The organism is Nonomuraea sp. NPDC049158 (assembly GCF_040648335.1).
Taxonomy (GTDB): domain Bacteria; phylum Actinomycetota; class Actinomycetes; order Streptosporangiales; family Streptosporangiaceae; genus Nonomuraea.
The window spans coordinates 40,033-53,918 of sequence record NZ_JBEZDM010000020.1; the positions used below are offsets into that span (position 1 = coordinate 40,033).

The following is a 13,886-nucleotide window of genomic DNA, read 5'->3' on the forward strand; positions in this document are numbered from 1 at the left end:
CCCGATCGGGGGCATAGGTGGGCCTGGAGCCTCCTGGCTAGCGAGGAACGGCTGTGCCATCGCTCCCCGAGCCCTGGGACGTCAGTATTGGGCAGATGTCGCGATAGGGCGCACCTGTCAGATACTGGTGCCACTCTTGGCGGCTCAGCGTGCGACCCGCCCGTCGGCATACGAGCTCGGCGACGCGGTCCCCGGCGACCGGTATCTGGGCGATGGTCCCCGATTGGTTGCCCGAGACATACAACATGCCGTCGTCGGCGCTGAACGCCAGCCGGTCGAAGATGTCGATGGGGAACGAGCCGAGCCGCTGCCGTGAGGAGACGTCCCAGATCTGGGCGGTGTAGACGTCATCGAAGGTCTCACCGATGGATCTGCTGATCGCGGCGAGCAGCGTGCCGTCATGGCTGAACAGCACGGCTTCGACCTCGGCGTCGCTCGCCACGCGCAGGGCGGGCGACAGTTCGACGCCCTTGGCGCTGTCCCACAGCTCGATCGTGCCTGAGCCGAGGGCCAGGAGCGGCGCTGTGGGGCTGACCGCGATAGTGTTGCCCGCCCGGTTGAACCCGGTGCCGGCGGGCTTGCCGGTGTCCAGGTCGAGCACCCTGCCGGTGGTGGTCATCATGGCCGTGCCGTCGCGGGTCGGGGCGACGATCCCCGTGGCGGTGTCGAGCTTGTGCCGGGTGAGCACGCGGCCGCTGTCGGCGGCCAGGACGATCAGCTCGTTTCCGGCGTCCCGCTGGCTCATCTCCGCGAGCGACAGCACCAGCTTGCCGCCATCGGGAGTGAACGCCGTCGAACTGACGAGCCGCTCTTTGGGAACGGGATGGTGCCAGAGTCGCCTGCCCGTGGCCACGTCCCAGACGGAGACCCCCGAGCCCTCGCCGGTGGCGGCCAGCCTCTTGCCCGCCGGATCGAACAGCGAACCGGTGGTGCCCTCGCTGCCGGCCAACGGCACGCCCAGGCGGCGCGTGTCCCAGACGCGTGTGGGTGCGTCGTCCTTCTCGGCGGCGATCAATCGGCCGTCCTGGCTGAACCCGCCGACCTCGTATCCGCTCGGCAGCCTGCTGCGAGAGACACGGGAGCCGATGTCGAGGGTGATGATCGAGCTTTCGAGCAGGTATCGGATGGTCTTGCCGTCAGGGTCCAGCCAGGCCTCGTCCGGCTCGCCCTCCGCCACGTAGGTGTAGAGCTCATCGCCTTTCTCGGCGTCCCACAGGTGGATCGTCCTGCCCTCGACGCCCAGCAGCCTCCTGCCGTCCCGGCTGATCCGCAGAGACGTGGCCACGAAGTCGTCCGAGGCCGACTCCTGCCAGAACGGCCGATCCTCGTCGGGCAGTTTCCTGGCTGTGCGCAGATCCCAGGCCTCGATGTCGCCGTTGGCGCACAGCAGCCGCCGGCTGTCCGCCGTGAACGTCGCCGCGGTGCCGCACTTCTTCGGCATCCGGGTGTCCACGGTGAGGTCGGGCAGGTGGATCACCTTCAGGCCGCCCTGGTTGATGCCGATCCCCGCGATGTAGGCGCCAGAGGGCGCGATGGCCGGGCCGGAGTCGGCCTCCAGCTTCGGAACGTAGGACCTGCCCGTCCGGGTGTCCCACAGGAACTCCATCGTGTTCTCGCGCATCACCGCGACCAGGCTCTCATGCGCGTCGAAGACGACGTCCACACCGGGGGATCCCGCCGCCACGCGGTGCTCGTGCAGCTTCTTACCCGTCATGGTGTCCCAGGAGTATGCCGTGCCCCGGCTGACGATCACCAGTGTCCTGCCGCTCGGGCTGAGGGCGGCCGCCGACGGCAGCGCGGCGAATCCGCTCGGCCACTTCCAGAAGGTCGTCTGCCGCCGCGAAGGCACGTCGTAGACCCGGACCCCGTCCTCGCCGGCGATGACCCGCGTGCGCCCGCCGGCCGCCGCCGCGGCCGCGGAGACCCCTATGGCGCCCGGGTCGCGGAAGGCCATGCTCTCCGGCATCGTCAGCGAGGTCGTCAGGCTCTGCCTGGTGTCGGAGCCTGAGGCCAGCCGCCAGCCGGCCACGCTGAGCAGCATCGCCTTGGCCGGGTCGGTGGTGCGCAGCTTGTCGGCCTCGGTCGCGACCTGCCGTCCTATGGCCTGATCGCGCTGCTGGGCGACCACGCGACTCTGCTCGGCGACCTGCCTGCCCTGCACCACCGCGACACTTCCCGCGGCCACCGCCACCGCCAGCAGTACGCCCAGCGCCACCGTGGTCAGCCGCCTGCGGCGGATGTTCTTCCTGGTCAGCTCCGTGCCCGCGGCAAGGAAATCGCGCTCCCGCGGGGTCAGCGTGACGTGCCTGCGCCCGGTGGCCGCCCAAGTCAGCGCGTGGTCCAGGCTGCTGCCCCGCAGCAGGTCGCCGTCCTTGCGCCCGTTCTCGGCCCACTCGCGCGCCGCGTTGCTGATCTGACCCAGTACGGCGAGGCCGTCACGGTCACCGTCCACCCACGTCCGCAACCGCGGCCAGGCACGCAGCAGAGCGGGATGCGACAGCGTGACCGCGTCGTCCTTCTGCGTCACCAGGTAGGAGAAGGCCCGCAGAATCCGCTCGATGGCCTGGACCTCCCGCTCCGAGCGGCCGGCGAACAGCTCGTCCTTCAGCACCCAGCGGACGCTCTCGTGCCCGTCATCGGTGACGAACACCATACGGAGGAAGACCTCGGCGGCCAGCTCCCGTACCTCGGGCGCGAGCGCGCCGTAGGCGTCCTCGGCGATCGTGCCGAGCGCCGGATCGGCGGTGTCGGGCACGTGCACGCCACTGGCCGCACGGCTGCCCGCGGTCAGCAGCCCGCGCATGTCCGAGCCGTCGCCGCTGACCAGCGCGAGGAGCAGGTCACGTGCCGAGGGCCGGGCCGAAGGGTCCTTCTCCAGCGCGGCGGCCACCAGCGAGGTCAGTCGCGGCGGCAGCCCACTCAGGTCGGGCCGCGTCGACAGCACCCGGTGCATGACCCCGCCCAGGTTGTCGGCTTTGAACGGGTCCTCGCCCGTGGCGGCGAACACCATGATCGCGCCCCAGGCGAAAACGTCGGCGGGCGCGCCCGCCCGCTGCCCGGTGAACACCTCAGGCGCCATGTAGGTGGGTGTGCCGGACACCTCACCGGTCTTGGTCAGCGACATGTCCATGGTCCGCGCGATGCCGAAGTCGATCACCCGTGGACCGTCGGGGCTGAGCAGCACGTTGTCCGGCTTGAGGTCTCGGTGTATCACGCCCGCGTCGTGCACCGTGGTCAGTGCGGTGGCGATCGCGGTGGCCAGCCTGTGCAGGTCGTCCCCGGCGAACCTGCGCCCCTGGCCGACCGCCTGGCGCAGGCTCGGCCCCGGCACGTACTCGCTGACGATGTACGGCTTGCTGCCCGACATGTCGGCGGCCAGCACCCTGGCCGTGCAGAACGAGGCCACCCGGCCGGCGGCGGTCGCCTCCTTGGCGAACCGGTCGCGGCCCTGGTCGCTGGCCGAGTGGAGCACCTTGAGCGCGACCCTGCGCCCGTCACGATCGTAGGCGTCGTACACCACACCTTGGCCTCCGGAGCCGAGCCGGCCCGCGAGCCAGTACTCCCCGATGTGCTCCGGATCTCCTGCGATCAGCGCTTCCACGGCGTGTTAGATGCCTGACCGGTCGGCAAAGTTCCCGCGTTGGAATCAGGGCCACCAGGACGGCGCCAAAGACCCGATGATCAGTATGGCCGCGAGTCCGAGCGCCACGGCCGAACGGCGGGTCAGGTTCATCGCCACCGCGGCCTTGACGACGCCGAACGCCACGGACGGTGAGCTGATGTCCAACTCCGCGGCCCTTTCGCCGTCGGCGAGCCACTGTTCGAGATAGCGCTCGCGCCGCGCCCTTCTTCGGTCAGCGCCAGCCAGGTCCGGGGGCCGTTGACCGACGAAGCCCTTCGTCGCCCGCCCTCTCCAGCGTGTTGATGTGCTTGGACAGCATGCCGTGGATGGCTCACCGGTCACCCGTGGAGCGGAACATGCGCACCGCGCCATACAGCAGAGGGCGCTCGCGATCAGTGCGACCAGTACATCGGCCGGCGGGCCTGGCGCCTGCGGATGCAGGAACATGTTGTAGATCGCCCCGATCACGGTCGTTCCCACGAACGCCAAGGTGATGGGGAACGAGAGCCGGGACTGCAGCCGATCGTAGGCCCGCCGGCGGAAGATGTAGACGCCGCCGATCACGGTCAGGACGCCGAGCGCCAGATCGGCGTAGTTCGTGATGAGGTCTATTGCATCCGTCCGTGTCAGGCGGGTAATATCCTGCGTCACAGTCTGTAAAACGTTCTACACGACGCTCCCGAACAACGCATTCAAGCCGTCAGAGTTGCTGACGACGTTCAACGAACTCGTCGCGGCCGGTCGCGTCGGCGCGTTCCCCGACACCGGATGGCCCAACGCGGAGATCCAGAACGCTCATCTCGTCGGCATCCAGAACCTGTTCCTCGGAGAGGCGACTCCCGAACAGGTGCTGACGAACATGCAGAACGCCGTCAAATAACGCTTGCCGCAAAGGGCGGCTCCGGGCAGAATCGGCGCCGCCCTTCCCTGAAAGGCCATTGTGACCCCTCCCGACGCACCCCGCCATCTGCGGGTCAACGGCTCAGCCCAGCCCATCGACGCCGGCCCGGACGCTCCTGTCCTGAGCTGGCTCCCCGATCCCGCTCAGCGGGCGGCTCACCTCGTCGTCCATGACCCCGCCGGCACGCTGGTCTGGGACTCCGGGTTGGTCCCCACGGCCCTGCCCGAGATGCGCTTCGCCGGCCCCGAGCTGATCAGCAGAAGCGCCTACCTGTGGCGCGTCCGGATCGGCGACGCCGACGGACGGCTCTCCTCGTGGAGCGAGGAGAGCCGATGGGAGACTCCGCTGCTCCGGCCCGAGGACTGGAGCGCCGCGTGGATCGCGCGCCGCACCGCGCCCGACAATCGCATGGTTCGCTCGATCGTCTCCGACCACGTCGCCTGGATCGAGCCCGGTCACTGGGTAGGACAGACGTTCAGCACGACCGGCCCCATCACCACCATCACCGCCGACCTGGTCGCCGAACTCGGCGAGACTGTCGGCCATTTGGAGCTGTGCACCCTGGACGGCGCGGTCCTGGCAGAACGCCGCCTGCGCGCGGCGCTCTTCCCCTGGGACCGATTCACGCACTACCTCGAACCGGACCCCGCCCCACCGGCCGGCGACTACCTGCTGCGCGTCCGCGCGGAACGAGGCCGGATCGGCTGGCGTTCACACTCCCGCCGCCCCGACCCCACGACCGACGAGATCTCGCCGTTGCCCGTCCTCGGCACTCCACTACGTGACGGGACTCCCGAAGCCGGTGTCCGTACGATCGGCGTGGAGACACACCCCGCACCCAACCCGATCTTCCGCGTGTCCTTCGACCTGCCCTCCGCCCCGGCCCAGGCTCGGCTCTACGCGGTAGGGCTCGGATACGGCACTTTCCACCTCAACGGGCAGGCGGTGACCAACGCCGTCCTCGACCCGGCCACCACCGCCTACGACCGCTCGATCCTCTACCGCAGCCACGACGTCAGCGACCTGCTGCGCCCCGGCGTCAACACCATCACCGCCGCCCTCGGCCGCGGCTTCCACTCGGCACGTGGTGGCAACACCTGGGGCTGGAATCTCGCCCCCTGGCACCGCGAACCCGTCCTGCTCGCCCAACTGGAATATCTCGACGAGGCGGGCGAGCGGCACGTCGTGAGTTCCGGGGCCGGGTGGCAGGCCGCCATCGGGCCGGTCGTGAGCGATCTGCTGTACACCGGAGAACACCACAACCCCGCGCTGTCGGCGGACCTGCCGTGGGAGGAGGCCGTCATCGTCCCCCCGCCCGGCGGAGTCCTGCGACCCGCCGGCCTGCCGCCCATTCGGCGTTTCGCCCCCGTCCTTCCGGTCACCAGCGTTGCTCTCAGCGAGAGCACGACCGTTCATGATTTCGGCACGGTCATGGCCGGACGCATCCGGTGCACACTCCGCGGGCAGCCCGGAGCGGAGATCATCGTCTCGTACGGAGAAGATCTCGCGGCGGACGGTTCCGTCGTTTGCGACAACGTCCTGGCCGCAGGTGAGACACAGGTGGATCGGTACGTGCTGGCCTCGGCGGAGGCGACCTGGGAGCCGGAGTTCAGCTACAAGGGCTTCCGGTACGTCGCCATTCAGGCGCTCGGCCCGGTGACCGTCCACGAACCGGCGGCGATCCCCGTGCACACCGACGTGCCCGAAGTGGGCGAGTTCGCGTGCGGCGATGACCTGCTGACCTGGATCGACACCGCCACCGGCCGTACTTTCCGCAACAACCTGCACGGCATCCCCACCGACACTCCCGTCTATGAGAAGAACGGCTGGACGGCCGACGCCCATCTGGCCACCGAAGCCGTGCTGCACCACTTCGACCTGCGCGCCACCTTCACCAAATGGCTCGACGACCATGTCGACGCCCAGAAGGAGGACGGCGTGGTTCCCCAGATCGTCCCCTCGCCCGAGTGGGGCTACGGCCCCGACCCCGCCTGGAGCGCGTCCATGGTGCTCATCCCGTGGAATCTCTACTGGGAGTACGGCGACCGGGCCATCCTGGAACGCTACGCCGAGGCGATCTTCAGATACACCGATCGCATGCTGGACATCGCGGGTGACGGCATCTGGCCGCTGCACAGCTGGGGAGACTGGCTGCCCCCAGGTCATCAGTTCGCTCCGGAAGGCCCCATGCCCACGGCGACGATGATGCTGCACCACCTGACCACCCGTACCGCGGACATCTGCGGTGAGCTGGGGCTGAACACCCGGCGCAGCCGATATGAGCAGGCGGCTCAAGCGATCGCCGCCGCCTACCACGAGGCCTTCTTCGACGCGGCCACCGGCACCTACCGCTCCCCGCGGACCGGGTACCGGCAGACAATGAACATCCTGCCGCTCGCGTTCGGCACGGTGCCCCGGGAACACCTCGCGAAGGTCGCCCAAGGGCTGTTCGACGACATCGAACTGCGGACCGGTGGCCATCTCGACTGCGGGGCGGTGGGGGTGAAGTACCTCCTGCCCGTGCTGAGCGACCACGGTCGCGACGACCTCGCCATCACCGTGGCCACCCAGGAGACACGACCCGGCTGGGGAGTGTGGCGGCGAGCGGGTGCACAGACCCTCCTGGAGTCGTGGGACGAAACGGCCCGCTCGAAGGATCACTACTTCCTCGGCTCCGCCGCGGGCTGGATCCAGCAGCGCGTCGGTGGGCTGCGGGCGACCAGTCCCGGATGGGCGTCCTTCGACATCCGCCCGGTCGTCGATGACCGCGTCACCTGGGGCCGCATCTCCCATGGCACGGTCCGCGGTGTCGCCACGGTCGAGTGGGCGCGCACGGGCGATCAATGGGATGTCAACCTGCGGGTCCCCGCCGGTGCGACCGCGAACCTCATACTTCCCGGCGACCACAGTCGCCAGTTCGGCAGCGGCTCACACAATTCTTGACTGATCTGTACAGAAGCCGCTAGCTTCAGCCCATGGGCAGACCCCGGGAGTTCAGCGATCATGCTGTAGTGGACGCCGCGATGGAGGTGTTCTGGGAGAAGGGCTACGAGGCGGCCACCACCCAGGACCTGTGCGCGCGCACCGGGCTCGGCCGCGGCAGCCTGTACAACGCGTTCGGCAGCAAGCACCGCCTGTACGAGGAGGCGGTCCGCCGGTACGCGGAGACCAAGGGCGCCGCCCAGCTGGCGATGCTGGCCGAACCCGGATCGGTGCGGGAGCGGCTGCGAGAGATGATGCTGGGCGTCATCGACGCCGACCTGGCCGACCCCGGCCGGCGTGGCTGCCTGGCCCTGAACGCCGCCACCGAGCCGAGCGGGCGCACCGGCGACGTCGCCGCCCTGGTGCGGCGGCAGTTCGCCGACCTGGAACAGGAGCTCTGCCACCTGGTGACGCTCGGCCAGCGCACGGGCGAGCTGCCCGCCGACCGGCCGCCGCTCCAGGTGGCGCGGACGTTCCAGAGCGCGTACTACGGCCTGCGGGTGCTCGCGAAGGTGACCGACGACAGGAACGCCCTGCTGGATGTCATGGAGGGAGCGCTCGCGGCCCTGTAAACCCCCTCGGCCGGCGGCGCTCGTATCATGCCGCCCATTTTTTGTACTGATCAGTCAACTATTTAGAGGTGAACCGCGTGCCTGTCCTGTCCCTCATGCTGTGCGTGTTCGGCATCACGACCGGCGAGTTCGTGATCGCGGGCATCCTGCCGGACATCGCCGACGATCTGGCCGTGTCGATTCCGGCGGCCGGACTGCTGGTGACGGCCTATGCCATCGGAATGATCATCGGCGGTCCGGTGCTGACGGCCCTCACCGCGCGCTTCGACCGCCGGCCGCTCATCCTGGTCCTCCTCGCGGTGGTGATCGTCGGGAATCTCGCCTCGGCGCTCGCGCCGACGTACGCCGTGCTTTTCGCGGCCCGGATCATCACCGCGCTGGTGACCTCCACCTTCTTCGCCAACGCGATCGTCATCGCGGCGTCGACCGCTCCGCCGGGCAGGCAGGCGTCCACCGTGTCCAAGCTCGTTTTCGGGATGAACCTGTCGATGATCCTCGGCGCGCCCATCGGCACGTTCATCGGCAATGGTTTCGGATGGCGGTCCACCTTCGTCACCATCGCCGTGTGCTGCGTGCTCGGGTTGCTGCTGGTGTTGCGCTTCGTACCGGATGTCCGGAACGCCACGCCCGGCACGTCCGCGCTGGCCGAGCTCCGGGTGTTGCGCGGCCGTGAGGTGCGGCGCGCCATCGCGGTCACGGCGGTCGGCAACGCGGGGCTGCTCATCGTGTTCACCTATTTCGCGCCGCTGCTCACCGGCGTCACCGAATTCGCCGCCGCCGCGATCCCCGTCTTGCTGCTGGTGTACGGCGTCGGCGCCGCGGTGGGCAACTTCGCCGGCGGCTGGCTGTCCGACCGGGCGCCGATGTCGTCACAGCTCGGTCTGCTCGCCGTCCTCGCGGCGACGCTGGTGCTGATGTGGGCGGTCAGCGGTGGTACGGCGATCACCGCGGTGCTGGTCTTCGTGATCGGCGCGCTGGGCTTCTCCGTCATTCCCGGCATGCAGACCCGGGTCCTGACCACCGCGTCCGCGGCACCGACCCTGGCCATGGCGGTGAACGCGTCCGCCTACCAACTGGCCGCGGCCTTCGCCGCCTGGCTCGGCGGCCGGGTCATCGACGGCGGGTTCGAGCTGCGGTCCCTGTATCTCGTCGGCGCCGCCGTCACCGTGACCGGGATCGTCGTGAGCTGCTACGCCTGGTTCCGGGACCGGACGAGCGGTGGGGTTCGCGCCGTCGAACAGGTCTGACCTTCGGGCGCGGGTCAGACGAGGTCGCGGCGGCTGGCCTGGGCGCCGGCCTGGAAGCGGGTCTCGGCGTTCAGCTGGTCCAGGAGGTGGCGCAGGCGGCGGCGCAGGCTGCGCGGGCTGGTGCCGAGCTGGCGGGCGATGGCGTCGTCCTTGAGCCCGGCCGCGAGCAGCGCCAGAAGCCGCCGATCCTCGGGGCCGAGCTCCGCCGCCTCCGGCCCTCCGCCGGAGGGCTCCGCCTCGACCCGCTCCCCGCCGACCCGCTCCCGGCCGGCGCGCTCCGCCGTGTTCCCCGCCTTGTCGGCGGGCTTCGGCGGCGCGGGCGCGTCGTGCCACAGCTCGGGGCGTACCGGCAGCGCCTCCCGCCACAGCCGCTCGAACAACTCCACCAGGGCCACCACCATGGTGGAGCCGCTGATCAGCACGCCGCGCGTCAGCGGCGGGTCCATGTGCATCGGCATGACCGCCCGCCACCGGTCGACGATCGCCATCTTGAACGGCAGCCGGGGCAGGACCCGCGCCTCCTCACCCGCCTTGATCAGGCTGCCCACCTCGTCGAGCGCCCCCGCGTGGTCGAACGCCTCCGGCACGTAGATGGTCCGATAGCGGACGCCGCTGCGCAGCAGGTCGGTCTGCAGCGGGTTGTGATAGTCCAGCACGTACGGGGGACAGTCGAAGGTCAGGACCTCCTCCTTGGCCTCCTGCTGCAGCCGCACGTACCAGCGGGCCTGCTCCTCGGGACCCGCGAGGACCTCGAACTGGCCGCCCTCCTCCGGGTCCTGGCCGACGGTGCGGAAGGCCGCCTCCAACTCGTCGGCCGTGTCGGTGAGCTGGTCCAGCTCGCTCTGCAGGCCGCGCACCAGCGAGCGGATCGCGGTCCCCGGGTTCGTCACCGTCCACCGGGGCGAGCGGCCCCACAGGCGGCTGACCAGGCCCTTGGCGCGGAGCCTGCTCAGCGACGCCTGGATGCGCCCGGCGCCCTCCCCGCTCCGCATGACCAGCTCCTGCACCGTGATGCCGGGGCAGGCCAGCACCCCACGGTAGATCCGCTCATCGAACGCGCTGATCCCCACGACCTCCAGCGCCCGGCTGTCCTCAAGCATGCTCATGATCTTGGCCACTTCCGGCAGTTGCCGCAATAGGCCACTTAAATCACCTTGTCATCAAAAGTCACAAAGAATTAGAAATCGGAGGTGCTTCAGAGAACCGCGCTCCTGGGTGTCGTGATCACGGCCCTGATAGCGGCCGCCGCTCCGGCCCAGGCCGCACCGACGCCCGCCCCAACCGCGGCCCAGCCCGCCGCGAAGGCCGGCCCGCCCAAGACCATCACCCTCATCACCGGCGACAAGGTCGTCCTCCGTACGCTTCCCGACAAGCGGACCCAGCTGGACGTCCGGTCCGGCCCCGGCCGGGAGAAGATCAACTTTGTCCACCGCCGGGCCAAGGACGGGCTCAGCATCGTCCCCGTCGATGCGATGCCGCTGCTGGCCGCGGGCCGGCTGGACCCCCGGCTGTTCAACGTCACCCGGCTCGCCGCCCTCGGCTACGACGACGCCACCAGTTCGGCGCTCCCGCTCATCGTGACGTACCCGGACCAGACCGCCGCCGCCACGCTGCGCGCCCCGGGCGGACGCCCGCTGCCCGCGATCAACGGGGTCGCCCAGAGCGAGCCCCGCGCCGCGGCCGGCACGCTCTGGAAGTCCCTGACCGGGCAGGCCAGGGCGGCGGCCGCGCCCGCGAAGGTCTGGCTGGACGGCAAGGCCAAGCTGTCGCTCGACGTCAGCGTCCCGCACATCGGCGCGCCCAAGGCGTGGGCGGCCGGTCACACCGGCAAGGACGTCACGGTCGCGGTGATCGACACCGGCTACGACCCTGACCATCCCGACCTCCAGGGGCTGGTGGCCAAGTCGGCGAACTTCACCTCCGAGCCCGACGTCCGCGACCTCAACGGCCACGGCACCCACGTCGCCTCCACGATCGCCGGATCCGGCGCCGCGTCGGACGGCCGGTACAAGGGCGTCGCCCCCGGCGCCAAGCTGCTCATCGGCAAGGTCTGCCTGCAGAGCGGGGACTGCCCGGACTCGGCCATCATCGAGGCCATGACCTGGGCGGCGGAGAACGGCGCCCGCGTCGCCAACCTCAGCCTCGGGGAGGCCGACACTCCCGGCGACGACCCGGTGGAGCAGGCCGTCAACAGCCTGTCGGAGAAGTACGGCACGCTGTTCGTCATCGCCTCGGGCAACGACGGTCCGCAGACGGTCGGCTCGCCCAGCACCGCCGACAGCGCGCTGTCGGTCGGCGCCTCCTACCGCGACGACGACACGGTCGCGCAGTTCAGCAGCACGGGTCCGCGCACGAGCGACGGCGCGGTGAAGCCCGACCTGATCGCGCCGGGCGTGGACATCGTCGCGGCGAGGGCCGCGGGCACCTCCGCCGGCTCCCCGGTCGACGACTCCTACACGGCGCTGAGCGGTACGTCCATGGCGACGCCGCACGTGGCCGGAGCGGCCGCGATCGTCGCCGGGCAGCACCCCGACTGGAAGGCCGCCCAGATCAAGGCCGCGCTGATGGCCTCCACCGCGCCCGGCGACGAGCTGGGCGCCTACATCCAGGGCTCCGGTCGCGTGGACGTCGCCCGCGCCGTCACCCAGCAGGTCACCGCCGAGCCCGCCGCGCTGAGCATGGGCGACATCGAGCTGCCCAGCCCCGCGCCCAAGGAGAAGACGCTCACCTACCGCAACGACGGCGACGCCGCCGTCCGGCTGAACCTGAGCGTGCTCGCCAAGGACGAGAAGGGCGCGGCGGTGACGCCGTTCAAGCTCGGCGCCACGACGCTGGAGGTGCCCGCGCACGGCACCGCCCAGGTCAAGGTGACCGCCACGGCGGGCCCGACCGGCCTGTTCAGCGGTACGGTCATCGCCGCGAACGCCGACGTCTCCGTACGCACCGGCATCGGCATGCGGGTCGCGCCGGAGAAGCGCGGGCTCAAGCTGCGCTACACCGGCTCGGACGGGCAGCCCGTCCAGAACGCCTTCGCCGGGGTGATCGACCTAGACACCGAGGAGCAGCGCAACTACGACATCTCCGGCGGCACGCTGGACCTGAGGCTGGACAGGGGCCACCGCTACACCGTCGTCGGCCTCATGTTCGACCACGACGGCACTCTGGTGATGTCCTCCGATCCGGAGTTCACCCTTGACGCCGACCGTACGGTCGCCGCCGACGCCCGCAAGGCCAAGCCGGTGGACGTGCGTACGGAGGAGCCGACCGCGCGGCTGGCCATCGGCATGCTCGGCATGCTCCAGCTCATCGACGGCCAGCCCCTCGGCGTGGACGTCGACCTGGCCGGCATGTGGGGCGCGGACCGCGTCGAGGGCATCAAGGCCATCCCGACGACGCGTACGGTGAGCAAGAAGTTCGCGTACTACCGCTGGACCCAATGGGCCAAGCCGAAGGGCGACGGCGGCTACGACGACAGCCCGTACTTCTACCACCTGATGAAGGCCGAGCCGCGGATCCCCGCCGACCCCGGCTACCGCCCGCGCCGCCGCGACCTCGCCGAGGTCAATTCCACCTATGCCACGCAGAACGACGTCAAGTTCGGCGAGCACTTCGCCCTGCCCGTGCTGTACGGGACCGAGCTGGCCTGGACGCCGTACGGCCAGGTGTCCCGCTTCCCGCTCCCGTTCCACCGGACCGAGTACTACACGCCCGGCGACACCGGCTGGTATCCCTCCTTCATCCAGTACCGGACGCCGCCGGACGGCTGGAACGACACCGACCAGTTCTTCTTCGGGAAGACCACCGTCTACCGCGCCGGCAAGAAGATCGACGACCAGTGGAACACCGGCGTCTTCGCCGCCGCGCTCAACCCCGGCGGCGACTACACCTGGCGAGAGGAGAACACGCTGCAGTTCGCGGCCGGCCTGTTCGAGGACGGCACGTCCGATCGCATCTCCTACGGCGAGTACGCCGCTCCGCAGGCCCGGCTCTACCGGAACGGCAAGGAGATCTACGCCGCCGACTACCTGCCCGGCACGGTCGACGCGCCCGCGGAGACGAAGGAGAGCGACTACCGGCTGACCATGACGGCCGACCGCGTACCGGCCCAGACCCAGGTGTCCACGCGGGTCAGCGCCGAGTGGACATTCAGCTCGAAGACTCCCCAGCCGGGCAAGCGGCAGGTGCTGCCGCTGCTGACCCTCACGATCAATCCGGAGCTGGACGACCGCAACCGGGCCGCGGCCGGGCTCGCGCGCATCCCGCTACGCGTCCAGCGTCAGGACGGCTCGCCCGATCTGAAGCTGCGTACGCTCACCGTGGAGATCTCCTACGACGACGGCCGCACCTGGCTGCCCACGCTGGTGCACCCGTCGGCGCAGGGCACCTGGGCCGCCGACACCTGGCACCCGATCAGCGCGCGCGGCAAGTTCGCCTCGCTGCGCGTCAGGGCCGTCGACACCGGCGGCAACGGCTTCGCCGAGACCATCACCAGGGCCTACAAGATCAAGTAGCCCGCGAGCGCGCCCCGCCCGGACAGGCGCGGCGGGGCGCCCTCGTGTCGC

The 13,886-nt window shown here is 70.2% G+C and carries 8 protein-coding genes; 5 read left to right on the forward strand and 3 right to left on the reverse strand.

Going from position 1 to position 13,886, the window contains the following annotated elements:
• Positions 1-37: 37 nt before the first annotated feature.
• The gene (locus tag AB0B61_RS34825; RefSeq protein ID WP_358441151.1) at positions 38-3,601 is read right to left on the reverse strand and encodes a serine/threonine-protein kinase; all 3,564 of its coding nucleotides are present in this window, start codon (positions 3,599-3,601) and stop codon (positions 38-40) included.
• A gap of 45 nt (positions 3,602-3,646) precedes the next feature.
• Positions 3,647-4,273, reverse strand: coding sequence for a hypothetical protein (locus tag AB0B61_RS34830; RefSeq protein ID WP_358441154.1), 627 nt, complete (start codon positions 4,271-4,273; stop codon positions 3,647-3,649).
• Positions 4,274-4,328: 55 nt separating this feature from the next.
• Between AB0B61_RS34830 and AB0B61_RS34835 the strand changes: the two genes are divergently transcribed.
• The 4 genes from AB0B61_RS34835 (at position 4,329) to AB0B61_RS34850 (ending at position 9,324) form a co-directional block, all read left to right on the forward strand.
• Positions 4,329-4,502 carry a hypothetical protein gene (locus AB0B61_RS34835; protein ID WP_358441157.1) on the forward strand — a complete coding sequence of 58 codons (174 nt, stop codon included), beginning with the start codon at positions 4,329-4,331 and terminating at the stop codon, positions 4,500-4,502.
• 60 nt (positions 4,503-4,562) lie between these two features.
• Complete coding sequence (locus AB0B61_RS34840; RefSeq protein ID WP_358441160.1) at positions 4,563-7,466, forward strand: family 78 glycoside hydrolase catalytic domain; 2,904 nt, start codon at positions 4,563-4,565, stop codon at positions 7,464-7,466.
• Positions 7,467-7,498: 32 nt separating this feature from the next.
• Complete coding sequence (locus AB0B61_RS34845) at positions 7,499-8,077, forward strand: TetR/AcrR family transcriptional regulator (protein WP_358441162.1); 579 nt, start codon at positions 7,499-7,501, stop codon at positions 8,075-8,077.
• Positions 8,078-8,154: 77 nt separating this feature from the next.
• The gene (locus tag AB0B61_RS34850) at positions 8,155-9,324 is read left to right on the forward strand and encodes an MFS transporter (protein WP_358441165.1); all 1,170 of its coding nucleotides are present in this window, start codon (positions 8,155-8,157) and stop codon (positions 9,322-9,324) included.
• Positions 9,325-9,338: 14 nt separating this feature from the next.
• Here the strand turns inward: AB0B61_RS34850 and AB0B61_RS34855 are convergent, their stop codons facing one another.
• Positions 9,339-10,424: a hypothetical protein gene (locus AB0B61_RS34855; protein ID WP_358441168.1), complete on the reverse strand. Its 1,086-nt coding sequence runs from the start codon at positions 10,422-10,424 to the stop codon at positions 9,339-9,341.
• Between the two features lie 90 nt (positions 10,425-10,514).
• On the opposite strand from AB0B61_RS34855, the gene AB0B61_RS34860 reads away from it, so the two are divergent.
• Entirely contained in the window at positions 10,515-13,835 is a 3,321-nt protein-coding gene (locus AB0B61_RS34860; RefSeq protein ID WP_358441171.1) for a S8 family serine peptidase, read from the forward strand.
• The last annotated feature ends 51 nt before the right edge of the window (positions 13,836-13,886 follow it).

Coding starts and splice junctions, on each gene's coding strand:
- AB0B61_RS34845 (WP_358441162.1), top strand. CDS start 7,499: ATGGGCAGACCCCGGGAGTTCAGCGATCATGCTGTAGTGGACGCCGCG.
- AB0B61_RS34855 (WP_358441168.1), bottom strand. CDS start 10,424: ATGCTTGAGGACAGCCGGGCGCTGGAGGTCGTGGGGATCAGCGCGTTC.